This is a genomic window from Kitasatospora sp. NPDC038210 (assembly GCF_055600605.1).
This window is the reverse complement of record NZ_JBVJYK010000035.1, coordinates 1-22,866: the sequence shown is the minus strand read 5'-3', so window position 1 is coordinate 22,866 and position 22,866 is coordinate 1. Positions and strand designations below refer to the sequence as shown.

The 22,866-nt window shown below is 74.5% G+C and carries 22 protein-coding genes; 10 read left to right on the top strand and 12 right to left on the bottom strand.

Annotation, left to right across the window (positions count from 1 at the left end):
- Window positions 1-230 precede the first annotated feature (230 nt).
- The 4 genes from ACZ7KX_RS38355 to ACZ7KX_RS38340 all read left to right on the top strand — a co-directional run bounded on the left by ACZ7KX_RS38355 (window position 231) and on the right by ACZ7KX_RS38340 (window position 4,612).
- Window positions 231-1,562 (top strand): type III PLP-dependent enzyme domain-containing protein, encoded by a 1,332-nt coding sequence (locus ACZ7KX_RS38355; RefSeq protein ID WP_470330566.1) that lies wholly within the window; start codon window positions 231-233, stop codon window positions 1,560-1,562.
- Between the two features lie 341 nt (window positions 1,563-1,903).
- A complete protein-coding gene (locus ACZ7KX_RS38350) occupies window positions 1,904-3,079 on the top strand; it encodes a DUF4190 domain-containing protein (RefSeq protein ID WP_470330565.1) in 1,176 nt (391 codons plus the stop codon).
- A gap of 111 nt (window positions 3,080-3,190) precedes the next feature.
- Window positions 3,191-4,012: a DUF4389 domain-containing protein gene (locus tag ACZ7KX_RS38345; protein ID WP_470330564.1), complete on the top strand. Its 822-nt coding sequence runs from the start codon at window positions 3,191-3,193 to the stop codon at window positions 4,010-4,012.
- A 138-nt stretch (window positions 4,013-4,150) separates the two neighbouring features.
- Window positions 4,151-4,612: a hypothetical protein gene (locus ACZ7KX_RS38340; RefSeq protein WP_350520429.1), complete on the top strand. Its 462-nt coding sequence runs from the start codon at window positions 4,151-4,153 to the stop codon at window positions 4,610-4,612.
- 189 nt (window positions 4,613-4,801) lie between these two features.
- Here the strand turns inward: ACZ7KX_RS38340 and ACZ7KX_RS38335 are convergent, their stop codons facing one another.
- From ACZ7KX_RS38335 to ACZ7KX_RS38325, 3 genes are all read right to left on the bottom strand, one after another.
- Entirely contained in the window at window positions 4,802-6,310 is a 1,509-nt protein-coding gene (locus ACZ7KX_RS38335; protein WP_470330563.1) for a hypothetical protein, read from the bottom strand.
- A gap of 620 nt (window positions 6,311-6,930) precedes the next feature.
- Window positions 6,931-7,629: a DUF1062 domain-containing protein gene (locus ACZ7KX_RS38330; RefSeq protein ID WP_470330562.1), complete on the bottom strand. Its 699-nt coding sequence runs from the start codon at window positions 7,627-7,629 to the stop codon at window positions 6,931-6,933.
- Between the two features lie 246 nt (window positions 7,630-7,875).
- Window positions 7,876-8,427, bottom strand: coding sequence for a glycosyltransferase (locus ACZ7KX_RS38325; protein ID WP_470330561.1), 552 nt, complete (start codon window positions 8,425-8,427; stop codon window positions 7,876-7,878).
- A gap of 470 nt (window positions 8,428-8,897) precedes the next feature.
- Between ACZ7KX_RS38325 and ACZ7KX_RS38320 the strand changes: the two genes are divergently transcribed.
- On the top strand, window positions 8,898-9,536 hold the full coding sequence (locus ACZ7KX_RS38320) for a ClpP family protease (protein WP_396548021.1): 639 nt from the start codon (window positions 8,898-8,900) through the stop codon (window positions 9,534-9,536).
- A 1-nt stretch (window position 9,537) separates the two neighbouring features.
- Entirely contained in the window at window positions 9,538-10,140 is a 603-nt protein-coding gene (locus tag ACZ7KX_RS38315; RefSeq protein ID WP_350520437.1) for a ClpP family protease, read from the top strand.
- 124 nt (window positions 10,141-10,264) lie between these two features.
- On the opposite strand, the gene ACZ7KX_RS38310 is transcribed toward ACZ7KX_RS38315, so the two are convergent.
- Window positions 10,265-10,714, bottom strand: coding sequence for a helix-turn-helix domain-containing protein (locus ACZ7KX_RS38310; RefSeq protein WP_470330560.1), 450 nt, complete (start codon window positions 10,712-10,714; stop codon window positions 10,265-10,267).
- Between the two features lie 403 nt (window positions 10,715-11,117).
- Here ACZ7KX_RS38310 and ACZ7KX_RS38305 point away from each other — a divergent pair, with 403 nt between their 5' ends.
- Window positions 11,118-11,801 (top strand): lysophospholipid acyltransferase family protein, encoded by a 684-nt coding sequence (locus ACZ7KX_RS38305; protein WP_470330559.1) that lies wholly within the window; start codon window positions 11,118-11,120, stop codon window positions 11,799-11,801.
- Between the two features lie 108 nt (window positions 11,802-11,909).
- Here ACZ7KX_RS38305 and ACZ7KX_RS38300 read toward each other — a convergent pair whose 3' ends face one another.
- The gene (locus tag ACZ7KX_RS38300) at window positions 11,910-12,629 is read right to left on the bottom strand and encodes a DUF2278 family protein (RefSeq protein WP_470330558.1); all 720 of its coding nucleotides are present in this window, start codon (window positions 12,627-12,629) and stop codon (window positions 11,910-11,912) included.
- Window positions 12,630-13,165: 536 nt separating this feature from the next.
- On the opposite strand from ACZ7KX_RS38300, the gene ACZ7KX_RS38295 reads away from it, so the two are divergent.
- The gene (locus tag ACZ7KX_RS38295) at window positions 13,166-14,278 is read left to right on the top strand and encodes an ABC transporter substrate-binding protein (protein ID WP_470330557.1); all 1,113 of its coding nucleotides are present in this window, start codon (window positions 13,166-13,168) and stop codon (window positions 14,276-14,278) included.
- A gap of 56 nt (window positions 14,279-14,334) precedes the next feature.
- On the opposite strand, the gene ACZ7KX_RS38290 is transcribed toward ACZ7KX_RS38295, so the two are convergent.
- From ACZ7KX_RS38290 to ACZ7KX_RS38280, 3 genes are all read right to left on the bottom strand, one after another.
- Window positions 14,335-14,748, bottom strand: a complete 414-nt coding sequence (locus ACZ7KX_RS38290) for a hypothetical protein (protein WP_470330556.1) — start codon at window positions 14,746-14,748, stop codon at window positions 14,335-14,337.
- 166 nt (window positions 14,749-14,914) lie between these two features.
- Window positions 14,915-15,712: a DUF1963 domain-containing protein gene (locus tag ACZ7KX_RS38285; RefSeq protein ID WP_470330555.1), complete on the bottom strand. Its 798-nt coding sequence runs from the start codon at window positions 15,710-15,712 to the stop codon at window positions 14,915-14,917.
- An 88-nt stretch (window positions 15,713-15,800) separates the two neighbouring features.
- Entirely contained in the window at window positions 15,801-17,054 is a 1,254-nt protein-coding gene (locus ACZ7KX_RS38280; protein WP_470330554.1) for an alpha/beta hydrolase, read from the bottom strand.
- Between the two features lie 101 nt (window positions 17,055-17,155).
- Here ACZ7KX_RS38280 and ACZ7KX_RS38275 point away from each other — a divergent pair, with 101 nt between their 5' ends.
- A complete protein-coding gene (locus ACZ7KX_RS38275; RefSeq protein WP_470330553.1) occupies window positions 17,156-18,118 on the top strand; it encodes an ArsR/SmtB family transcription factor in 963 nt (320 codons plus the stop codon).
- A 99-nt stretch (window positions 18,119-18,217) separates the two neighbouring features.
- Here ACZ7KX_RS38275 and ACZ7KX_RS38270 read toward each other — a convergent pair whose 3' ends face one another.
- From ACZ7KX_RS38270 to ACZ7KX_RS38260, 3 genes are all read right to left on the bottom strand, one after another.
- Window positions 18,218-19,408 (bottom strand): CapA family protein, encoded by a 1,191-nt coding sequence (locus ACZ7KX_RS38270; protein ID WP_470330606.1) that lies wholly within the window; start codon window positions 19,406-19,408, stop codon window positions 18,218-18,220.
- Between the two features lie 367 nt (window positions 19,409-19,775).
- Entirely contained in the window at window positions 19,776-21,041 is a 1,266-nt protein-coding gene (locus tag ACZ7KX_RS38265; protein ID WP_470330552.1) for an MFS transporter, read from the bottom strand.
- A 292-nt stretch (window positions 21,042-21,333) separates the two neighbouring features.
- Window positions 21,334-21,870, bottom strand: a complete 537-nt coding sequence (locus tag ACZ7KX_RS38260; protein ID WP_470330551.1) for a hypothetical protein — start codon at window positions 21,868-21,870, stop codon at window positions 21,334-21,336.
- Between ACZ7KX_RS38260 and ACZ7KX_RS38255 the strand changes: the two genes are divergently transcribed.
- A complete protein-coding gene (locus tag ACZ7KX_RS38255; protein WP_470330550.1) occupies window positions 21,848-22,147 on the top strand; it encodes a hypothetical protein in 300 nt (99 codons plus the stop codon). The two genes, ACZ7KX_RS38260 and ACZ7KX_RS38255, sit on opposite strands and share 23 nt — an antisense overlap.
- Before the next feature lie 61 nt (window positions 22,148-22,208).
- Here the strand turns inward: ACZ7KX_RS38255 and ACZ7KX_RS38250 are convergent, their stop codons facing one another.
- Window positions 22,209-22,703 (bottom strand): hypothetical protein, encoded by a 495-nt coding sequence (locus ACZ7KX_RS38250; protein ID WP_470330549.1) that lies wholly within the window; start codon window positions 22,701-22,703, stop codon window positions 22,209-22,211.
- Window positions 22,704-22,866 lie beyond the last annotated feature (163 nt).

Here is a 22,866-nt window from a genome sequence, read left to right as displayed (position 1 = left end):
GCGCACTGCGGGACTTCGTCGTCCGGTACGAGGACGGCGCCGCACGTTCGTCGTCCGGCGCGAAGGCCTGCCGCCGCTGCCCGCCCGCCGTCGGTCGGCACGGAGGCACCGCCGGAAACCCGGGTCGTGGGATGAGGGCCTGCCCGCCGGCTGACGGGCAGTCTGGTCGCACGGCCCGCCGGAGCACCCCGGGGCCGTGCGACCGAGACGACCGGACGGAGAGTGCCACCATGGCGAACCCCCAGCTGACGGCCCTGCACGGCCCCGAGCGCCGTGAACTCATCCTCCGCGCGGCGGTCCGCCAGGGCCTGCTGGACCCGGAGGACGCGCAGCTCGCGGGCTTCCTCGACCTGGACGCGGTGGCGGCCACCGTCGACGCGCTGCACCGCGCCTTCCCCGACTCGGTGGAGGTGCTGCACGCCTTCGCGGCCAAGGCCAACAGCCTCGTCCCGGTGCTGGTGCGGCTGCGCGGTCTGGGCATGGGCTGTGAGGTGGCCAGCCCCGGCGAGTTCGCGCAGGCGCTCGCGGCCGGTTTCGAGCCCGGGCGGATCGTCTTCGACTCCCCGGCCAAGACCCGCCGCGAACTGGCGCGGGCGCTGGAGCTCGGCGTGGCCGTCAACGTCGACAACTGGCAGGAGCTGGCCCGGATCGACGAGCTGCTGACTCCCGGGCACGCGGGCAAGGTCCGGAGCGAGTCCACGATCGGCGTGCGCGTCAACCCGCAGCTCGGCGTCGGCGCCATCGGGGCGATGAGCACCGCCACCGCGACCTCCAAGTTCGGCATCGCCCTGGCCGACGAGGGCAACACCGCGCGGCTGGTCGAGGCCTTCCGGGAGCGGCCCTGGCTCGGCCGGCTGCACTGCCACGTCGGCAGCCAGGGCTGCCCGCCGGACCTGATGGCGGACGGGGTCGCCGCGACCGTCGCCCTCGCCCGGCGGATCAACCGCGAGCTGGGACGCCGTCAGGTGGTGGGCCTGGACATCGGCGGCGGCCTGCCGGTCAACTTCGCCGACGACCGGGTGACCCCGGACCACCGGGACTACGTCGAGCGGCTGCGGGCACGCGTGCCCGACCTGTTCTCCGGTGAGTTCCGGCTGGTGACCGAGTTCGGCCGGTCCGTGCTGGCCAAGAGCGGTTTCACCGCCGCCTACGTCGAGTACACCAAGGAGTCCGGCGGGCGGGCGATCGCAATCACCTACGCCGGTGCGCAGGTGGCCACCCGGACGGTCTTCGCACCGGACTCCTGGCCGCTGCGGGTCACCGCGCACGACGCGACCGGGGCGGCCAAGCACGGGCAGCCGGTCGAACAGGACGTCGCCGGGCCGGCCTGCTTCGCCGGGGACCTGGTCGCCAGGGCCCGCCCGCTGCCGCTGCTGGAGCCCGGGGACCTGGTCGCCCTGCTGGACACCGGGGCCTACTACACGTCCACCCCGTTCTCCTACAACAGCCTGCTGGAACCCGCCGTGCACGGGGTCACCGTGGCGGCCGACGGCGCGGTGCGCTTCGAGACGCTGCGCCGCGCGCAGACCGTCGAGGACCTGCTGGGCCGCACGGGCGGGTGAGGACGCCCCTCCGGCGGCCGGTCACGGTCCGTCGCGGACGAACCACGGGCGCCGGCCCTGGCCCGGCGGCCCGGCCGGGGCCGGGACCGCGGTGTCGGAGCAGTCGCCGGGCACCTGTATGTTGATCACCTGCCGGCCCTGTCGGTGTCCCGCGCCGGGGTGTGTCGACGCGCGGGTCCGGCCCGGACGGTGGCCGCTGCGCGCCGCAGACCGGGCCGCCTGTCGGCGGGGGAGCCGAACAGTCGTTGTCCCGGGGGGAGACGCCGTCCCGGGGGCTGACGACCGCTCCCCGCCTCCTCATCTCCTCATCCCCTCATCTCGTCGTTCGCGAAGGATCCGGTATGACCCCTCCCGTCCCACCCGACAGACCGCAGGCCGAGAAGGCCTCCCTGGAGGATGCCGAGAAGCCCGCGGCCGTGGCGACCGCCGAAGTGGCTGTCGAGGTGGCCGACGTGGCCGCCGGCGTGGCTTCTGGCGAGGCGGCCGGCGCCGACCCGTGGGCGCCGCTGAACCCGGGTCAGGGCGAGGCCCAGCGGCCGGGCGAGGCCACGGTCCCCGCCCCCGCGGCTTCCCCTGCCCCCGCAGCCGCCCCCGCGGCTGCCCCTGCGCCCGTCGGCCCGGCTCCCGTCGCGGTCCCCGCCCAGCACCCCGGCGGCGTGCCGTACTGGCCGCCGTACCCGGTGCCGGCGCCGCCGCCCCGCAACGGCCTGGGCGTCGCGGCCATGGTGCTCGGGATCGTCGGCGCCGTCCTCAGCCTGGCCGTCATCCTGTTCTGGCTGTCCTGGCTGCCGGCCCTGCTGGCCCTGGTCTTCGGGATCATCGGCCTGGGCTACGTGCGCAAGGGCGTGGCGACGAACAGGGCGGTGGCACTGGCGGGTGTGATCCTGGGCGTCTCCGGCCTGGTGGTCTCGGCCGGCGCCGGGGTGTTCGTCATGGCACGGGTGCACGCGGCGAACGTGGAACGGCGGGCGGAGGCGGACGCCGCCCGGGCCCGCGCCGAGGCCGAGTCCCGGGCCGCCCAGGAGCGGGCGGAGAAGGTGAAGGAGCAGGCCGAGGCCGACCGGAAGAGGATCGAGGCGGAGCAGCAGAAGGCGGCCGAGGACCTGAAGGCCCGGCGCCTGTCGTTCGGCCAGTCCTACACATACCCGGACGGCCTGAAGGTCACCATGGCCGCACCGGAGCCGTACGTCCCGAGCGGCACCGTGTTCGAGGTCCCCAGGAACGCCAGGATCGTCCAGGTGAGGATCACCGTCGTCAACACCGGCTCCCAGGAGCTCTCGCTCTACGGCTCGGGGAGCCCCACCGTCAGGGACGCCAACGGCGGCCTCGTCTTCACCCTGATCGACGGCAGCAACCGGATGAAGTTCCTCCCCGCCTCGCTGTCCCCGGGCCAGGAGGCCACCGGTGCGTCCGCGTACGCCCTGCCGGAAGGCGCGGCCGACCCGTTCTCGGTCCGGTTCGACTACGGCACCGGGCTGCAGCGCAAGGACGTCACCTGGGTCGGCTCTCCGGGCTGACCCGTCCGGCGCAGCGTGGCGCGCGGGTCGGGCGGGGGGCTGCGATCTTCGGAGGACGCCCGGCCCCGCGTCCGACCGCCGGGTCCCCGCCCCGAGACCGTGGAGGCCCGGATGTGGCAGGCACCCCCCGCCCCCGTCAGCCGTGAGTGGCTCCCCGTCCTGGACATGCCGGCGTCCGGCCCGCAGAACCGCTGGACGGTGCTGCTGCGCGCGCTGCTTCTGATCCCCCAGTTCGTGGTGGTGTGGGTGCTGTCCGTGGTGGCGTTCTTCGTCACCGTCATCGGCTGGTTCGGCGCGCTGGTGCTCGGCCGGCTGCCCGGCTTCGCCGCGGACTACCTCACCGCGTACGTCCCGTACGAGACCCGCGTGACCGCGTACCTGATGCTCACCGTGGACCGCTACCCGCCGTTCCGCTTCCACGCCCCGGAGTACCCGGTGCAGGTCGGGCTGCGGCCGGGCGAGCTGAACCGGCTCGCCGTCCTGTTCCGCATCATCCTCGTCATCCCGGCCTCGATCGTGCAGGGGCTGGTGGAAGCGGGGTGGTGGATGGTGGCGTTCATCAGCTGGCTGGTGGTGCTGGTCCTCGGCCGGATGCCGCAGCCGCTGTACGAGGCGACGACCGCGATCCTGCGCTACCGGACGCGCTACGCCGCCTACCTGGTGATGCTCTCCTCCGCCTACCCCAAGCGCCTGTTCGGCGACGAGCCGGGCAGCGAGCCGGACGGCCCGGTGTCGGCCACCCGTCCGCTGGTCCTCAGCGGAGCCGGGCGTGGCCTGCTCGTCGTCTTCATCCTCCTCGGGGTGGTCTCCTGGACGACCAGTTCGATCACCACCTCGGTGGACTCGGGCAACGACGACGACGAGGTCACCAACCCCACCCAGCACGTCATGGCGCCCCTGGTGCCGGGCCCCGCCGACCGTGCCGCCCGGTGAGCGGCGGGAACCCGGTGAGCGGCGGGGAGCCCGGTGAGCGGCGGGTCGCCCACGCACCGGCGGTGCCGCGAGCGGGCCGGCGGGCCCGGCGGAGGAGCGGGCGCCGACCCGCCTGACGATCTTCGCTAGTCTGATCGGATGACCGACAAGTTGGTGAACCGTTACCGCCAGGCCGTGGAGCCGCTGCTGGCGGCGGGGGAGCGGATCCTGGACGTGGCCACCTTCTACCCGGTGGCCGGCGCCAAGGGCCTGGGCGACGGGGCCGGCGCCCGGCTCGGCAACAAGCTGGGGCGGATCGGTGCGGTGTCGGGAGAGGCCGGCAGCCTGGCGCAGGGCTTCCCCAGCGGTGCCGGTGCGGCGATGCACAAGCTGCTCCTGGTCACCGACCGGCGGGTCGCGTTCGTCTCGACGAGCGACATCCGGAAGGCCGCCGACGTGCTGTGGCACGCCCCGCGCCACCTGGTCACCCGGATCGAGCGCCGCCCGCGGTTCCAGGCGATGGCCCGGTTCCGGCTGCACTTCGCGGACGGCTCGGCGGTCGCCGCCTACACCCCGCGGCGGCGCACCGTCGAGAGCCTGGCCGACCACCTGGGACGGTAGGCGGCCGCCCCGACGGGGGCCCGCAGGCCCCCGCGCGGGGCCGCCCGCCGAGCGGGCCGCTACCTCGGGCAGGTGTCCTGGGTGACCTTGCCGCCGGAGGTGCCGGCGACGGCCGGGTCCACGGAACTCCCGTCCGGTACCGGAAGAACCGCGGTCGTCCCGGTCAACGGCCCCTGTGACCGGGCAGGTTCAGGCGGACGTTCCCGGAAGGGAGGCGACCCAGCCGTCCACCGCGGCCCGCACGCGAGCCTGCACCTCCGGTGGATCGGCGCAGCCCTGGTACGTGGAGATCCTCCGCACGATTCGGCGCATGTACGCGTAGTCGCCGGCCAGCGCGACCTGCGCGGCCGCGTTGGCCGTGCCCACGACCAAGCAGTCGTCGCGGAAGTCGAGTTGCGTCCACGGAGCAGTCTCGCAGGCCCGTCGCACCGCCGCTCTGGTCCGTCCGTCGTGACGAGCGCCACCGGACAGGGCCAGCGAGGCGCACACCGCCGCGCGGAAGCCGCTCGCGGTCCCGTCCGCGGACAGGCGCTCGATGAGTTCTGCGGAGGACTCGGAGACCGCGTCGTTACCGGTCGTCCGAGGTCCGCCGTCCGGGAGGATCTCCAGCAGGGAGAGGAGCTCTCTGCAGGCACTCTCGGGATCGCGGGCGAACTGGCCGGGCATGGTCCGGATCAGTCGTGCGACGGCTTCGGAGCAACGACCGGTGTCATGCGTGGCCAACATCCGTACGGCATCGACGGCGTCCCTGCCGAGCGTGTGGGATTCCCCGTCACAGCTCGCGAGCACCGTCCTCTCCGCCACCGAGGCCGCCACGTCGACCTGCCCGGTCCAGAGCAGCAGGCGCGCGAGAGCGAGGTCCTTCCCTAGTTCGTCCTCGGCGGCCATCGCCACGAGTACGCCGTCGACCTCGGCGCGCAGGCGCGTGGACAGCAGCCGCTCCACGACGTCCAGCCGCTTGTCGGCCTCCGTACGCCGGTCGAGCAGGTTCCGCAGCAGCGGCTCCGGGTCCTGCAGCTCGCCGATCTCGCACAGGACCAGGCTCGCGTACAGCCTGACGGCGGGGTCGTCCGGGTCCGCCGTCATCGCCGGAAGGTGGTTCCTGACGGCCTGCTGGAAGCCCGACCGGTCGGCGTACCGCAGGAGATCGGCGAACTCCTCCGGGGCCGCGCGTACACACAGGACCAGGATCGGATCCACCTCCGCCGGCCCGCCGGCCACCGCTCGGATGACCTGCAAGGACAGGGCGGGATCACCGGCTCTCAACTGCAGCCGGAGCAGTCGGCCGATCTCCCTCCCGCGGCGGTTCGCGGTCCACTCGTCGAGGCCTTCTCGCTCGTGCAGTACACGCCTCAGTTCCTCCGTAAGGGACCGGAGCGCATCGGCGCAGATCTCCGGAACGGGATCCAGCACGCCGGCCTGCACGAGGATGTCGATCGAGGCGATGGACAGCCGTTGCGGATCCGCCGCCATCTCCCGTACTGCCGCGACGGCGGCCGAGGTCGCTCCGGCCGTGACCAGCCGGGCCACCGTGATCTCGTTCGCCCGCTCGGACTGCAGCAGGCGCACCGCCCTCCCGGGATTCCCCAGCGCGGTGAAGGCGTCGGCGAGGAAACCCTTGGTAGCCGCCGAGTGGGCTCCCCAGTCCTCGGCACTCCCGAGCTCGTCACATGCCCGTTCGGCCAGTTCCGCGGCCATGGCCTGCGCCGGGGGATCCTGAACCCGCGCAAGCACGGAAGCGACGACTGCGCGCGGATCCGACCTGTTGAGGTACACGTTGCCGCCGCGGGTGATACTCGTTTCGACGGCTGCCGGGGACTGCGCCAGCAGCTCCGAGGCTGCGGTCAGCGCCGACTCGACACCGGAGAGGCGGCTGAGCGTGGGCAGTGTTTCGCACCGGGAGTTGAAGTACAGGGACGCGTCCCTGAGGGTCGCTTCGAGTGCCCGGTGTGCCGGGCCCGTGTCGGGGAGTGCACACAGCACATCGCTGAAGAGGCCGAAGTGGAAGTGCGAAGGGGTGCGATCGGCCAGGCGGTGCACGATCCGGATCCGTAGGTCCTCCGGATCACGGCCACTCCCTCGGCGATGTGCAGTGACGGCCGATTGTAGGGCGCGGTAGGGGAGTTGCCATGACGATCAGTCAAAACAACCCCCCGCAGATACAGACCGCCCTTGGCCCGCTGGTCACAGCGGGCCAAGGGCGCGAACGCCTCAGCTGCGAACTCCTCCAACCGGCCCCGTCACACCGCAAGCTCCCCAGCCCTCATGCGACCGGAGAACTGCTGACCACACGACGTGACGAGCCACCTGACGAGGCACTACTGGTGCGCCGTGGCCCGGCGCGGGAGCTCCCGGCCGGGTGCGGGCGGCAGCCCGATCCGAGCCAGGCCGGTGCGTTCGGCGTCGGGCGCATCGAGGGACTTCGCGTGCTTGGCCGCATCGACGGACCCGGGTCCGTGGATGGTGAGTTCGAAGTCCTGGTGCGCCTTGGCGTCCGGAGCGAACGGCAGGCGGATCCGCCCGTCCGCGACCAGACGGCGCACCTCGGCCCGGCTCAGGCCGAGACCGAGCTGGAGCAGCCGCTCCACCCGGACCGGCGCGGGCAGCTCGAAGCGCACCTGCACCGAGAGCGGGTTCGGGTCGTCGAGCGCGTACAGCGGCATCCGGGCCTCCAGCTCCCACGTCCCGGTCCAGTCGAGCCGGTACCGGTTCTTCGCCGCGAGCGACGCGCTCGTCACCAACTCCCGTACCGCTGCCGGGTCGTTGATCTCGTACGCCACCAGCCGGGCCGGCTCCAGCGTCGAGACGTGGACGCGTTCGTGGACGGGCACCTTCGAGGTCCGGTCGCACGTCGCGCAGGTCAACAGCAGCCAGACGTCGAGCAGCTTGCCGCTCGCGTTGACGCGGATCTTCCCCGAGGCGCGGTGCCGCACGCCGGGACAGTCCGGGCAGGACCGGACGACGGTGGGCAGGGCGGACTGACGCACGGCCCACAGGGCCTTGCGGTCGGTATTCATGTGTGTTGGGTGCTTTCAGGACTCAGCAGGAAGGCACGCCGAACTCACTCGGCGGCTCCCGCTCTCTGACGGATGCTCACGAGGGGCGCGACCCATCGCCCCGGGGCCGGGTCGTCAGGCTCCGAGGTCGATCGCGCGACAGGTACGTACTACGTGGCAGTCATCAAAAGTCCATGCGGGCGATCATGATCGAGACGGCGGCCCGCGGCAACCGAATTTCCCCGTGCCCGATCGGCTGGACAGCTCTCAGTAGTTCTGGTTCTCGCTCTCCGTGGTCAGCCACTGGATGTGCTCGTGGAACTGCCGCCCCGCGGTCTGGAACAGGGCGTGCTCGCCGGTCCGGAGGCTCTCGACGCCGAACTCCTCGCTCAGGTGCTGGTCCACCACCTTGATGAGCCCGAACGGGCCGGTGGCCGCGGGGCCCACCCTGTGCAGCTCCTCGGCGTCCATGTCGGACGTGTCCGCGGCCACCTTGGCGATCATCCGGTTCATCACGGCGGAGTTCTTCTGGGCGGCGATGAAGTGGTTGCCGTAGCCGCCGGTGTCCAGCAGGTACTGGGCCGCGATCCGGACCTGGTCGCCGACGGGCAGACCGGAGGCGTGCCCGGCCCCGGCGGTGTCGAGGGTGCCCTTCAGGCTCTTCGAGTCGCGGATCAGCGGGCCGAGCACGGGGACGTCGGTGTCGCGGAGCTGGGGCTTCGTCCGCTGCAGGTCGATGTCCCCCGAGCCCAGGTCCACGTCGGCGTACACGCCGCCGTGCTTCTTCAGGATGCTGTAGCGGGCGATGTCCGAGTCCAACGGGTACGCCTTCTGATTTCCCGTCGTGGCGGTGGTGCCGGCCTGCGCCCCGCCTGCCGGGATCCCCGCTCCGCGGGTGCCGACCGCTGCGCCCCGGTGACGTGTTCGCGCATCGCGTGGTTCTCCTCGATCGTGCCCGGGGGCGAGCGGGTGCCGTGGGTGGGCGGGTGCCGTGGGTGGGTGTCCGGAGGCAGTAGAGCAAGTCCGCGTACGCGCCACCAGGGCCGCGCGGCTGTCGCGGGGGCAGAGCCGTCTGCCCGTCCGGGCACGGCGTGGCCCCGCTTGGTCGGTACGGGGCTCCGACGGCGGTGATGTGGGCGGGGGCCGACGGCGCGGGTGCTGGTGCGGGCGGGGGCGGAGGTGGGCTCTGCCCGTGGCGAATCTGCGGCGGGCAGAGAAACCGTACCCGCGGGCCTTCCCGGGGCAAGGGTGGAGAGCGACGGAACACCAGCCTCGACCGAGGAGACCGGATGACTGCACTCGGCACGCTCTCGCCCCGCGCGGACGAGGGCGGCACACCGCCCAGCCGCTTCGACGACCAGCTCGCGGCGCAGCTGCTCGCCCAGCGGATCGTCCTGCTCGGCACCCAGGTCGACGACGTGTCGGCCAACCGGGTGTGCGCGCAGCTGTTGCTGCTGTCGGCGGAGGACCCGCACACCGACATCTGCCTGTACATCAACAGCCCCGGCGGGTCGGTCACCGCGGGCCTCGCCATCTACGACACCATGCGGCTCCTCCCGAACGACGTCTCGACGCTGGCGATGGGGTTCGCCGCCAGCATGGGCCAGTTCCTGCTCACCGTGGGGGCGCCCGGCAAGCGGTTCGCGCTGCCGAACGCGCGGATCATGATGCACCAGCCCTCGGCCGGCATCGGCGGCAGTGCCGCCGACATCGTGATCCAGGCGCAGAACCTGCAGTACACCAAGAAGGCCATCGAGCGGATCACCGCCGAGCACACCGGGCAGAGCGAGGAGACGATCGCGCGGGACGGCGACCGCGACCGCTGGTTCACGGCCGAGCAGGCCAAGGAGTACGGGATCGTGGACCGGGTGGTGGAGTCGCTCGCCGACATCCGCCCGGCCGTCTCGCGCCGACGGATGGGGCTGTGACATGGGCTCGTACACGGTTCCCTACGTCATCGAGCGCACCGCGCAGGGCGAGCGGTCCTACGACGTCTTCAGCCGGCTGCTGAACGAGCGGATCGTCTTCCTCGGCACCGAGATCGACGACGGCGTCGCCAACGTGGTCATCGCGCAGCTCCTCCACCTGGAGTCGGAAAACCCGGAGCGCGAGATCTCGATCTACCTCAACTCACCCGGCGGATCGTTCACTTCGCTGATGGCGATCTACGACACGATGACCTTCGTGCAGGCGCCGATCTCCACGTTCTGCGTCGGCCAGGCGGCGTCGACGGCGGCGGTGCTGCTGGCCGGCGGCGATCCCGGGCGGCGCTTCGTGCTCCGGCACGCGCGGGTGCTGCTCGGCCAGCCGGCCAGCGGCGGGCGGCAGGGGACGGTCTCCGACCTCAGCCTCGCGGCCGAGGAGGTGGTCCGCGTCCGCGCGCAGGTGGAGGAGGTCCTGTCCCGGCACACGCACCACGACGCAGCGACGCTGCGCGCCGACATGGACCGGGACAAGGTGTTCACGGCCGAGGAGGCCGTCGCCTACGGGCTGGCCGACGCGGTGCTGAGCCGGCGGGCCGCGCTCGTCTGAGCCGCGTCCGTGTGAGTAGCGCTCGTCTGAGCCGCGTCCGTCTGAGCCGCGGTGTGGACGGCGGCCGAACCGGCGGCCGGTACGACAGGGGTGTACCGGCCGCCGGTTCGGGTGCTCCGGCGGATCAGGCGGCGAGGCAGAGCCCGTCGTACTGCGCCGTGGGCGTGGTGCGCCCCAGGCCCGTCCGGACGGCCCGGGCCGTCCGGCTGCGGGCGTACCGGGCCAGGTCGTCCTGGGCGAGCGAGAGCAGGTCGCCGAGGCCGAGCCCGAGGGCCCGGGCGGCGGCCGCGAGCACCTCGGAGGAGGCTTCCTTGCGGCCGCGCTCCAGCTCCGACAGGTACGGCACCGAGATCCGGGCCTCCTCCGCGACGTCCTTCAACGTGCGTTCCTGGGCCAGCCGTTCGCGGCGCAGCACACCGCCGACGAGGTCGCGCCACAGCGGCTCCCTCGGCGCGGGCTCCGGTGCGGCTCCGGCCGGCCGCTGCGGGGCGCGGGCGGCCCCGTCGGGCGCGGGCGGCGAGGCCTGCCGGCGCAGGGGGATGACGCGGGCTTCGTTCGGCGCATGAGTGCTCACCCCCTCAGCCTAAGGATCCGCGGCGCCGTGGGAAGACGGCGGCGTTCTGCCCTGGGTGAAGCCGCGCGGACTCGGGGGCGGGCGTCACCGTGGTTCGGGGACCGGCGCCAGGTCGTGGACCAGGAAGTGGAGTTGTACGTCGTCCGTCGAGTCCGCCCACAGCCCGTCGGCGTCGAGCACCGACGCCGCGACCATCCGCGCCTCGGCGACCGGCTCCGGGTGGTGGTCGAAGCCCGGGCGGGTCGGTACCCGGTCCCCACCCGGTCCCGTTCTGAGTACCGCTACTCAGGCGGCCGGTGGCGGCGCCCCGCGAGGATGGCGGTGCCGCGCCACGGAGGGCGAGGAAGGCCGCGAAGGCCATGCAGACCATGCAGGCCGCGAAGGCCGGGAAGGAAGCCCCGCCATGCTCAGCAGGATCGCCGGTGCCCTGGTGCCCGTCCTCGGTCGTCTGTCCGTCACCTGTGAGGTGGCCGGTCCGGTCGCGCCGGGCAGCATCGTCGCCGCCAACCACAGCTCGCTCGCCGATCCGGGCGTGGTGCTGGCGGCCCTGCGCAGGCTGGGCACCGAGCCGGTGGTGATGGCGACCGCCGGGCTGTGGCGGGTGCCCGTGCTCGGCGGGGTGCTGCGGGCGGGCGGTCACATCCCCGTCCACCGCGGGACGGCCAGGGCCGCCGCCGCCCTCGACTCCGCCGCAGCGGCGCTCGCGGCCGGCCGGGTCGTGCTGATCTACGGCGAGGGCGGCCTGCCGAAGCGCCGGGACTCCGGTGACGCGCAGCCCGGCGCCTTCCGTACCGGTCTGGCCCGGCTCGCGGCGGCGAGCGGCGCCCCGGTGGTGCCGCTCGGCCAGTGCGGTGCCCGCCGCCTGAGCTCCGGCAGCGCCGCCAAGCAGCTCGCCGGCTTCGCCACCGCCCCACTGCGGCGCCCGGCCCTGCACGTCCACCTCGGTGCCCCGCTCCACCTGGAGAGCGACGTCGCCCGGGCGACGGCTGCCGCCCACCACGCCGTCACCGCGGCCTGGCACGCCGCCGAGCGGCACCTGTCGGGCGACCTCGGCCCGGCCGGGACGGCTGCCGACCGGGCCGCGTGAACCCGCGGGCGGGAGGCGCGCTCGGCCGACCGGAGTCCCGATCGCGCCCGGTCTGCGGACTCGGGGTCGGCCGGGCTGCTGTCCGCCAGAGACGCGCCGCCGGGGGCGTCAGCGGGGGTGGCCGGCGTCGTCCGTGGTGAGGACCTGGGTGTTGAACCTGACCTGCCAGGCGACCACCCACCCGTCGGTGTGCTCGCACACCACGGCGCCGTCCTGCCAGGTCCCGTTGTCCTGGTACCAGGGGCTGCCGACCGGGTCGCCCTGGTTGAGGTGGACGTCGTGGATTCCGAGCCCGTCGCCGAAGCGCTGCCCGAAGACGTAGATCCGGCTCGCGGCCCGCGCGTGCGGGAGCAGGACGTCCAGCGCGTTGTCGCCGTTGCTGCTCACCCACGGGAAGGCGCGGACCGGGAGGCCGGCGGCCAGCCGGTCGGCGAGGTCCGGTCCGTACGCGGGGGAGCCGGGTGCGGGGCGGTTCAGGGCGATCCGGGCCTTGCGGAACAGCGCCGCCGCCTCGGCGAGCCACGCGGTGTCCTGGAGCATCGGGCTGCGCGCGTAGTCGAGCGCGCCGGAGTCCGGGGTGGAGGCCAGCGGGTGGAACCCGTCGGCCAGGGCCCGGACGGCGGCGATGCGGTCCACCGTCAGGTCGTCCACCAGCCGGTAGGAGACCCCGACGTCGGTCGGGGCGTCGACGTCGAGGGCGGTGGGGCAGAGGCCGTCGGGCGTGGCGAGGGTGAGGTGGCCGTGGTACCAGTGCCCGAAGTGGTGGGACGGGTCCCGGGTGAACGAGTGGAAGGTGCCGGCGGCCACGCCGTACAGGGGGAGGGGCATGCCACCAGGATCCGGTCCGGCGCCGTTCCCACCCAGCGGGTACCGGCCGTGCGTGTGACGCCCGGCCGGCCCACCCGGCGGCCCCGGCGGTCCATGGGGCCTCGCGGACCCGGCTGGCGGGCCCGTGGCTACAGATCGGGCAACCGGTCCTCGGGTGCGGGGGGAGCGCCGCTCCTCCAGCCAGTGGAGGCAGACCCGCAGGTCGGTCGCCAGGCCGTCGGCGATGTAGCGCTCGAAGTCCCGGACGGCCGCGGCGATGCCCCGGCCCGACCGGGCACCGCTCTCGTCCCACGTGCACGGGTTACGGGCACGGTCGGCGGCGCCCCCCGGCCCCCGAGGGCCCGGGGGGCGCCGTAATTCGCTTGCCCGGCGCCGGTGGTGGTGGATGCAATGTCCGGCATGATCCCGCAGGTGCGCGCGCCGCGGAGGTGAGGAACGGGGCGGGGCCGGACGGACGCGGACGACCGGGACTCGCCGCTCCGCCGAAGTCGCCCGCGCTGCCTGCGACCGAACCGTCAGGCGGGAGACGCCCACGCATGAGTACCTCACCATCGTCGTCCGGAGCGGCGCACCCCGACGGATCACCGGTGCGGATCGGCGCGCTCGTACCGCTGACCCGGCCCGGCTGGGTCGAGGCCGGGCGGCACGTGCTCGCCGGGCTCGAAACCGCCGTCCGCGAGGTCAACGACGGCGGCGGGATCGCCGGAAGGCCGCTCGAACTGCTGATCCGGGACACCGCGGCCGATCCGCAGCGGGCCGAGGCGGCGGTGGAGGAACTGGCCGGCCTCGGCGTGGCCGCCCTGGCGGGGGAGTACCACAGCGTCGTCGCCCGCGCCGTCGCCGCCAGGGCGGACGCCCTCGGCCTGCCGTACCTCTGCTCGTCGGCGGTGCTCGACGCGCTCGTCGAGCAGCCGACGCCGTGGGTCGCACGGCTGTGCCCGGCGCAGTCGCACGGCTGGCGCACCTACGCGGACTTCCTCCTCGGCGCGGGCCACCGGCGGATCGCCGTGGCCGTGCAGCCGAGCGTCTACTGGGCGGCCGGGACCCGCATCCTGCGGGAGCACGTCGCCGTGCAGGGCGGCACCGTCGTCGAACTCGACGCGGTCGCGCTCGCGCCCGAGGCCGTGTGCGCGGAACTCGTCCGGCACGAGGCGACGGCCCTGCTCGTCCTGGTCGGTCAGCCGGATCCGGCCGTGCCGATCGTCAGGTCCGTCCGCCGCGACCCGCGCCTCGCCGGGGTCTTGATCGGTGCTCCGGCCGGGCAGCCGGAGTTCGCCGAATGGGCGGCGCTGTTGGGCGACGACGGCGCGGCGATCCCGTTCCTGCGCTACCTGCCCGAGCAGCTCGGCCCGCTGGGCACGCGCGTGGAGGCGGCCCTTCGCGAGCGGCTGGGCGAAGCGCCGTCCTTCGTCGCCTTCGAGGGCTACGACACGGTCACCGTCCTCGCCGACGTACTGCGTTCGCACGGTACGGACCGGGCGCGGATCGCCGAAGCGTGGCCGCAGGTCAGCGTCGAGGGCACCCGCGGGCGGATCCGGTTCTCCCGCACGCCGGGCGTCGACGTCTGGCAGTGGGCCTGGCCGCCGGTCCAGGTCGTCGACCGGGATCCGGCGGCACCCGACCGCTTCCGCGTCCTGCACTCCGGCTGAGCGGACCCGCGGGCGCCGGCCGGCCCGTTCGTCCGGGTCGGCCGGCGCCGGGAGGGTCAGGAGGAGTACGGGCCGCCGCTGTGGATGTCGATGCAGGCCCACACGTTCGGCGTGTCCGTGAAGGAGCCGCACAGCCGTCCCCAGGCGACCTCGATGTCGGTCCACTCCGCGGTGATCCTCCCGTCGCGGGCGGTGCCGGTCATCCGCTCGTGGACCTCGACCTGGTGGTCGCCCTCGTGGAGGACCGCGGTGGACTGCCTCGCCCCGCCCGGGTTGGTCCAGGTGACCGTCAGGTGCCGTGCCCAGTCGTCGTGTCCGTCGACGGCGATGCACACCTGCGGGCCGGACCAGTTGTGGGTGCAGGCGTCGCTGCTGCGCCGGCCCGCGGCGACGGCCGGTGCGGCGGTGGCGAGCAGGACGGCGGCGGCTGCGGTGGCGAGTGCCGCGGCCCTGGTGACGACCCGGTGCATGCGAGCCCCTTCCCCTTCTTCTGCCTGTGGTGCGCCCGCGGGGCGTTCCGGCGGACACGGGGGTGAACGAGCCGGGTGCGGGGTCCGTTGCGGGTGGTCACCCGGTCGGGCACGCGCGGCTCGGCCGGGCACGCGCGCCGCTCGGCCGGCCGCCGCGGACGTCCGCTCAGCAGCAGTGGCCGGCCGCCTCGGCCCTGCCGAAGTCTCCCGCGGCGAACGCCCCGGCGGGGATGGTGAAGTACATCGTCCCGGCGTCGCCCCAGCCCCATCCGAGGTCGGCGTCCTCGGCGAGCTGGAGCAGGTGGACGGCAGGGCCGTCGCCGTCGCGGGCGGTCACCGTGGACGTGTACGAGGTGTCGGGCCAGCCGAACGCGCAGTGGTGGCCGGCGGTGTTCCCGTCGAGGTCGTCCATCGCGTCGAGGACGAGCGAGGGTGCGCCCCAGTGCCGGTCCCGGTCGTACGGGAGGTCGTCATTCTCAAGGTCCCAGCTGTCCGGGAGCATGGTCACCCGGACCGCGTGGACGGGCCGAGCCGGGTAGCGGCGGGCGGGCTCGGGGGCGCTCGTGGTGACGGCCCGCACGGGATCGGCGGGAATCACCCGCCACGCGTCGGGACTGTACGGGTCCAGCGCGCTGTACTCCTCGTACGGCACGTCGGGATCGAGGTGGAAGAAGTTCAGCAGGCCCGGCCGGACGGGCAGTTGGTCCCCGAGCCAGCCGGCTAGCGCATCGGTGTCGAGCACGGCGTGCAGCGACAGCGGGACGCCCTCCAGGGCCGGCCACGGGACACCCGGTTCGAGCAGCGCGTCCCCGCCGAGCCGGGACCGCCCGGCGGCGGGGGCCTCCGGCGAGGCCGCGACCAGCCGGAACCCGCGCCGGGCCATCGCCGCGAACCGCTGCCCGGCTTCCGGGCCGAGCCGCTCCACACACAGCCGGCGCATGACGGCCGGGTCGTCGAACTCCATGCGGCGATCCTCTCAACCCCCGCGCACCGCACGGCACCCGACCCCCGGGGACGTGCGGCCCTGGGGGTCGGGGGCCGTGCGACTCGTGTCAGCGGTCGGCCAGGTGCTCCGCGAAGAACCTGCGGACCGTACGGCGGACCTCCGGGACCGAGACCGTCGGGCTGACCGTGCCGATCGACGCGCTTCTCGCCGCTGCCGTCATCAACCCGGCCGCCTGGAGCCGGGGGAGCATCGCCGCGTAGTCGGTGAACACCCAGTGGTTGCCGTCGGCGATGCGCGCGCTGCGGACCCGCCGGCCCGAGCACGCGGCCACGGCCGACCAGGAGCGGTCCAGTTCCCGCCGCCGGTCGAACCCCTCGCTGCCGAGCAGGAGCAGGGGCCGGTCCGTCCCGTGCACCGCGACCGGGAACGGTTCGGGGGCGGCGCCGGGCCCGGCGGGCGGGTGGTCCAGGTAGCCCTCCAGGTTGATCGCGGCACGCACCCGCCGGTCCTCGTCCATCACCCGGGTCACGGCGCTCCCGCCCGCGGAGTGCCCGTACACGCCGAGGCGGCGCAGGTCGAGCGTCTCGGCGAGCCCGCACGGCAGGGGGAGGTCGCCCGCCCGTCCGAGCCGGTCGAGGACGACGTGCAGGTCGGCGACCCGGGCGTCGATCATCGTGCGGGCCACGGCCGGCTGGTCCCGCGGGTCGCCGCGGAAGACGGTCGTCCGCACGGTGTCCGTCCGGTACGGCGTGACGTCCGGGAACCGGACCGCCGCGGCGTCGCCGGGGTGGTCGACCGCCACGACGACGGCGCCGTGGGCGGCCAGGTCCTCCGCCAGGGACGTCGCCAGGCCGCGCGGGTCGCCGCCGCCCGGGCTGTACACCAGCACCGGCCACCGGCCCGGCAGCGGCGGGGCGCCCTCGAACGCGTGGGACCGGGTGGCGCCCCAGTCCACGCCCGCGGCGGGCAGGTGGAGGGGGCCGAGCGGCGCGATCGCGCCGAACGCCGCCGCGGCCTCGGGCGGCAGCTGCGGAGCGGGAGCCAGTCCGCTGACGTCGCGGGCCGGGTAGAAGACCGTCAGCATGAGTTCCCGCACGGGGATCCCGGGGTCCCAGGGGTCGCGCCGGGAGCCGTCGACGAGGTACACCGGCTGACACCCGACGGGGTGACGGCCGGTGGGCGCGGGCAGGGTGAGGACGACGTCGCCCCCCTGGGTACGGTCGTCGGTGCGGGCACGGTCGTCGTCCTGGGCACGGCCGGTGGCGTGCGCGCGGCCACCGGCGCCGAGCACCAGCGCGGCGGAGCCCAGCAGCACCGACCCGGTGACGGTGCGTCGGCTGATCGAGGAGTCGTTCGTCATGCGGCGCATGCTGCCCCGCCCCGAGCGGCGCGCGCGATCGTTTAGGTTCGAGGCTCAAGGATGGCGCCCGGACACCGTCGGGGCCGACGAAGGGGGGCGCCGTGCTCCGGATCCGCTTCACCCCCGAGGACCTCGCCCGGGTCACCCTCGCCCCCCGGCCGGCGCCGCTCCAGGAACTCAACGTGGCCCTGACGATCATGTGCCGCCGGGACGGCGACCTGCTCCACGGGGCGTGGCGGCGCCGGGCCCTGCGTGCCCTGCCGAACGCCACCCTCCCGCTCGCCGACCTCGTCCCGGCCGGGCTGGCCCCGAGCTTCCTCGACGTGCCGGCGGACTCCCTCCCGGACGCCCTGGAACAGGTCCGCTCGGCCCCGCCCGCGCTGGTCGGCGCCCAACTGGAGCGCGTCTACGCCCCCGTGCGCACGCCCGCCCCGGCGTGGATCCACGACCTGCACCGCGGCGACGCCGAGGCCTGGCGCCTGGTCCAGCGTGCCCAGCACACGGCGTTCCAGGTGCTGCTCGGCCCGGTCTGGGCACAGGTGCAGGACCTGCACCACGCCGAGTTCGTGCGCCGGGCCGTGCAGTTCGCCGAGGGCGGCGTCGGTGCGGTGCTGGCCGGGCTGCTGCCCGGCGCCCGCCTGCGCGACGGCGTCTGGGAGATCCCGGGCGGGCCGCGGGAGATCCACCTCGGCGGGCGCGGGCTGCTCCTCCTGCCCACCTTCCACTGGACCGGCGGGCCGCTGCTGTCCGACCTCCCGGACCGCCCGGTCGTGGTCACCTACCCGGCGGGCGCCGGCCTCCCGCCGCAGCCCGACGGCTCCGCCGGCCCCGAGGCGCTGGCCAGGGTGATCGGGAACACCCGCGCCGAACTGCTGCGCCTGCTGGCCGAGGAACGCACCACGACCGAACTCGCCCGACGCCTCCGCGTCAGCGCCGCCACGGTCTCGGCCCACACCGCGGCGCTTCGCGGCGCCGGACTGATCTCCACCTCCCGCGCCGGCAAGGCCGTCCTGCACCGCCGCACCGCACTCGGCAGCCTGCTGCTCCGGCCGGGCACCGGGTGACCCCCGTGCCGCCGACCAGTGGTCGTCGACGCGCAGCCCCCGGCGGACGGCCGCCGACGTGCAGCCGCCGACGTGCAGCTCCGGCGGCGAGGCGTCCGCTCAGGACGCCATGGTCAGTCCGGCCGACGCGCCGCCGCGGCTCAGTACGACCTCCCGGATGTGGTCCAGGGCCCGGGCGTAGTCGCTGCGCCCGGGGTCGCGGCGGACGGCCTCGGCCAGGTCGAGGACCCGGTAGGGCGGGCCGAGGTCGGTCAGCTGCGGGACGAACTCGGCCTTGGTGACGGCCCATCGTTGCCCAGGTCGCGTCGGCGGGGAGAAGGTGAAGCGGGCGATCGAGCTCCAGTTGCCGCGCGGGTCCTCGGCGCCGGTGTGGTTGAACATGTGCCCGGCGAGCTGGTCGCCCATGCCGTAGACCGTCCAGGTGTCGTTGATCTTCTCGTACGCCTGCGGGATGTGGGCGTGGGTGCCGAGGACCAGGTCGACGTCGGGCCGGCCGGGGCTCTGCTCGGCGGCCAGGTCACGAGCCAGTGTCAGCTGCTGCTCGTCCGGGGTGTCCTGCCACTCGGTGCCCCAGTGGAGGCTGACCACGACGATGTCAGCCCCCTGCTCCCGGGCGGCCCTCGCGTCGGCGAGGATCCGGTCCCGGTCGATGAGGTTCACCGCCCAGGGCTGCCCGTTCGGCAGGGGGATGCCGTTGGTGCCGTAGGTGTAGGCGAGTTGGGCCACCGTGGCGCCGCCCGCCGTGAGCAGCGCGGGGCGGCCCGCCTCGTCGGCGCTGCGCGCGGAGCCGGTGTGCTTCAGGCCGACGGCGTCCATGGCGTCCAGCGTGTGCCGGATGCCGGCCGGCCCGTCGTCGAGCGTGTGGTTGGAGGCGGTGTCGCAGGACCTGTAGCCGGCGTCCTTGAGCGCCCGGGCGACCTGCGGGGGCGACTTGAACGACGGGTAGCCGGTGAAGGGCCCGCCGTCGGCGCCGTACACCGTCTCCATGTGACAGATGGCCAGGTCGGCGGCGCCGATGACCGGCTTGACGCCGGCGAACATCCGGCTGAAGTCGTACCCGTCGCCGCCGGCGTCCTCCTCGGCCTGCCGGATGATCTCGGTGTGCGGCAGGACGTCCCCCGTCGCGACCAGGGTGAACGCCCGCGGCCAGGTCGGGGTCGGCGTGGCCGCGGGGCTCGGGTCCCGCAGCGGCGACGGTACGGCCTGCCGTCCCTGCGGCGCCCCGCACCCGGCGAGGGCGAGCAGCAGGGCGGTGGCGGCGGTGAGGATCTCTCGGCCTTTCAGGCGCATCATCGGCTCGTCCCACGATCGGCTGGTATGAACGTTCCCGACTATGCGAGCCCTCGGCCGGCCGGCGCGGAACCCGCGCCCTGGGATCACCCGACGGGGCCAGCCGCCGCCCGGGGGTGCCGTCCTCCTGCGACGACCGGACGGCGCTGCGACCGGACCGCTGCGACCGGACGAGGCGACGCCCGGGCGCCCGTCGCCTGAAACCGGTTGTTCGGGTACGACGGCGACGATCCGGACGAGGTCGCACCGGCCCTGCAGGTGCTCGCCCTGCTGCCCGCCCTCGGCCGGGTCGACGCGGCGCCGATCCTGCGGCGGTACGCGATCGAGGGCCGCCACTGGGCCGACCGGGTCTTCACGGACGGATCGGTCACGAGGCCGGGTCGGCGGTGCGGGCCTCGGCGGGCCCGGGCGTCCGGGGTTCGGCGTTGCGGCGGTGGTAGCGGCGGTCGGTCGCGGTGCGGGCGGCGAGGACGAAGGCGGTGGCGGCGGCCGCGGCGGTGACGGCGAAGGGGGAGCCGGGGGTGCCGCGGTCGGCCGCCCAGCCGGCCAGGAAGGTGCCCGCCGACTGTGCCAGGATCAGCGCGCTGACCAGCGCTGCCATCGCCTCGCCGAGCCGGGTGGCGGGCACCGTGCGCTCGACCAGGCCGAACACGGTGATGATCTGCGGCGCGACGGCGACGCCGAGGAGGCCGACGGCCGCGGTGAGCGCCGCGAGACTGCCGTTCGTGGGGCTGTCGTCGATGAGGTTGCCGCTCGTGAGCAGCAGGACGCAGGAGGCGGCGAAGAGCAGTGCCGCGCCGGCCCGGAGGCGGGCCGGCAGGCCCCGGCGGGCGGGCAGCGAGGCGATGACGACGCCCGCGAGGGAGCTGGTGCAGCCCAGGAAGCCGTACACCAGCCCGGCGGTGCCCGGCCGGCCCAGCGCCTCGGTGGTCGCGGTGACACCGACCTGGACCGAGCCGAAGCAGGCGCCCAGCAGGGCCGTCCCGACCAGCAGGAGGACGTACGGCGTGCTCAACAGCCGCCCAGCAGAGCGGCCTTGGGGGTGGGACGACGCCGGGACGCCCGGTGCGGCGGTGGGGTGCAGCGCGAACAGGCCGGCGCAGACGCCGGAGAGCACGGCCGCGGCGAGCAGGGCGACGGCGGGGGAGGCGGCGCCGGCCAGCACGCCGACGAGGGCCGGCCCGGCGGTGAAGGCGAACTCGTCGACGATCCCGTCCAGTGACAGCATCGCCGAGGTCAACTCCGTGTCGCCGGAGGCCAGTCGGACCCAGCGGCTGCGCGACAGCGGGCCCACCAGCGGGACCGACAGACCGGTCAGAGCGGCGGGCGCGATCTGCCAGCTGAGTGCGAGCCCGCGCTCGGAGGCGGCGACCAGCACGACCAGGGCCGCCGCATTGGCCAGGGCGGCGGCCAGCCCGACCGTCCGCTGCCCACGGCGGTCCGCGAGCCGGCCGACGATCGGGCCGCCGACCGCCTGACCGCCCGCCAGCGCCCCGGCGACCAGCGAACCGGACCACACGCTGCCGGTGTTCCGGCTGACCAGCAGCAGGGTGCCGATCGGGCTCATCGCGGTCGGCAGCCGGCCGAGCAGCGACCACAGCAGCACCCGGCCGCCCGTCAGCTGTTTCGCCATGCGGAAGTTCCCGGTCACGGACACGGTCCACGCCCCTCTGCGGAGCCGGTCCGGGCGCCCGCCTCCCGCAACCGGCCCGACCAGGCGACAGCGACCTGCGGGTGACCCCCCGACCGTAGGGGCGACGGCGGGGCACCGGTAATCGTCCGATCGTCCGGCCGCGCGGGGCGGCGGGAAGGGGACGGTCGGAGGAGTCACCAAGGGCGGGGGCGGGCGGACGGCGGTGGAGGGCGCCCGGCCGGGGCGGCGTCCGGCGTCCGGCGTCCGGCGTCCTGCCGCCGCGGCCGGTGGGTCACCGGGAGTGCCGGGCGGCAACCTGATCGCAGTAGGCCCGGTGGTCGGATCGGTGCGCCGGGGCAGAGGGTGGTGCGGAGAAGGGTCGGGCCGCTGGGTGTCCGGCCGTGAGGTGAAGGCAGACCAAGATGTCACGTGGCCGCGGAAGGCTGGGGAGCACGTCGAACCGCACGGACCGCACGGGCTGCACCGGCCGTACGAGCCGGCGGGTCGGTGTCGCCGCCGTGGTGCTGGGCTGCACGGTGCTGGTGGCCGCCGGCTGCAGCTCGTCGAGTACGTCGTCGACCAGCTCGCCGTCGCGCCCGTTCTCGCCGAACGCGAGCTCCTTCTCGGGCCAGCTCCCCTCCTCGATCGCCTCGGCCAAGTCCTCGTTGCTGGAGTCGGCCTCGGCGGCGGCCTCCTCGGCGGCGGCGGCCGCCTCCCAGGCCGTGTCCTCGTTGTCGGCGGCGGCGTCCTCGTTCGAGGCGTCGGTCTCGGCCCAGGTGGCCGCGGGCCGCGCCAAGGCGCAGGAGGTGCTGTCGAAGACCCAGGGCACGGGCAACGCCCTGTCGGACGTCACGCTCACCGGTCTGCCCAAGGCACAGGCGGCGGGATTCAACGCCGCGCTGGTGACGGTGGTGAACAGCACGAGCTCGACGGCGTCGTACGCGATCAAGGTGGAGTTCCTCGACGAGACCGGCAAGGTCGTGGACACCTCCTACCTGGGCGTCACGGACCTCGCCCCGGGCGCGAAGGCCACCCCGACCGCGTTCAGCCCGATCGACCGGGACCAGGCGCTGGTCTCCAGGGTCGCTCAGGCCCAGCGCTACTGACCCGACCGGCGACCGGCGACCCGGCGGGAGCCGTCCGGGGGTGACGGGTGCCGCGGTCGGGTCAGAAGGCCCCCCGCAGGTCGGCGAGGACGGACCCGAGGCCCGCCAGGAGGCCGTACCCCTGCCGGACGAGCACCTCCCCGATGACGGTGAGGTCGTCCTCCCAGCCGAAGTCGGTCCGCAGGACGCGCCACCGCTCGCACACCGGGTCGGGGCCGGTCACCGGCTCGTGGCCGAGCGTCCGCAGGCGTTCCTCCCACCGGCGCACGACGTCGCTGTCCGTCTCGCCCGCTCCCGGTCGCAGCAACTCCTCGACCTGGTCGCGCCGTACGTCCGCCACCGCTGCTGCGCACCCGCCGGCGAGGAGGTAGAACGCGGTCGCCAACCCGGCCGCCCCGTCGGCGATCTCACCGCGGTGGGGGTCGCTCTCGAAGGCGAAGCGCTTGTCCGGCACGACGGGGACGAGCAGTTCCCGCGTCCGCGCCCACGCCGCCTCCCACCCCGCCGGTCCGCCGGTTCCCTGCCACTGCCACGAACGCGCTTCCAGAACGGTCATGCTGCGCATCGTGCCACCGCCCGTCGCCGCGCTGAAGCCCCGGGCGCGGGCTCCGGCGCCACCGACCGGGGGGGTGCCTCTATGTCCTTCGTCAAGGCTGAAGGGGTCATGCTGCCGCGGTTTCGGGGGTGCGGGTTTCGTAGAGGGTGCCGTCTCGGAGCAT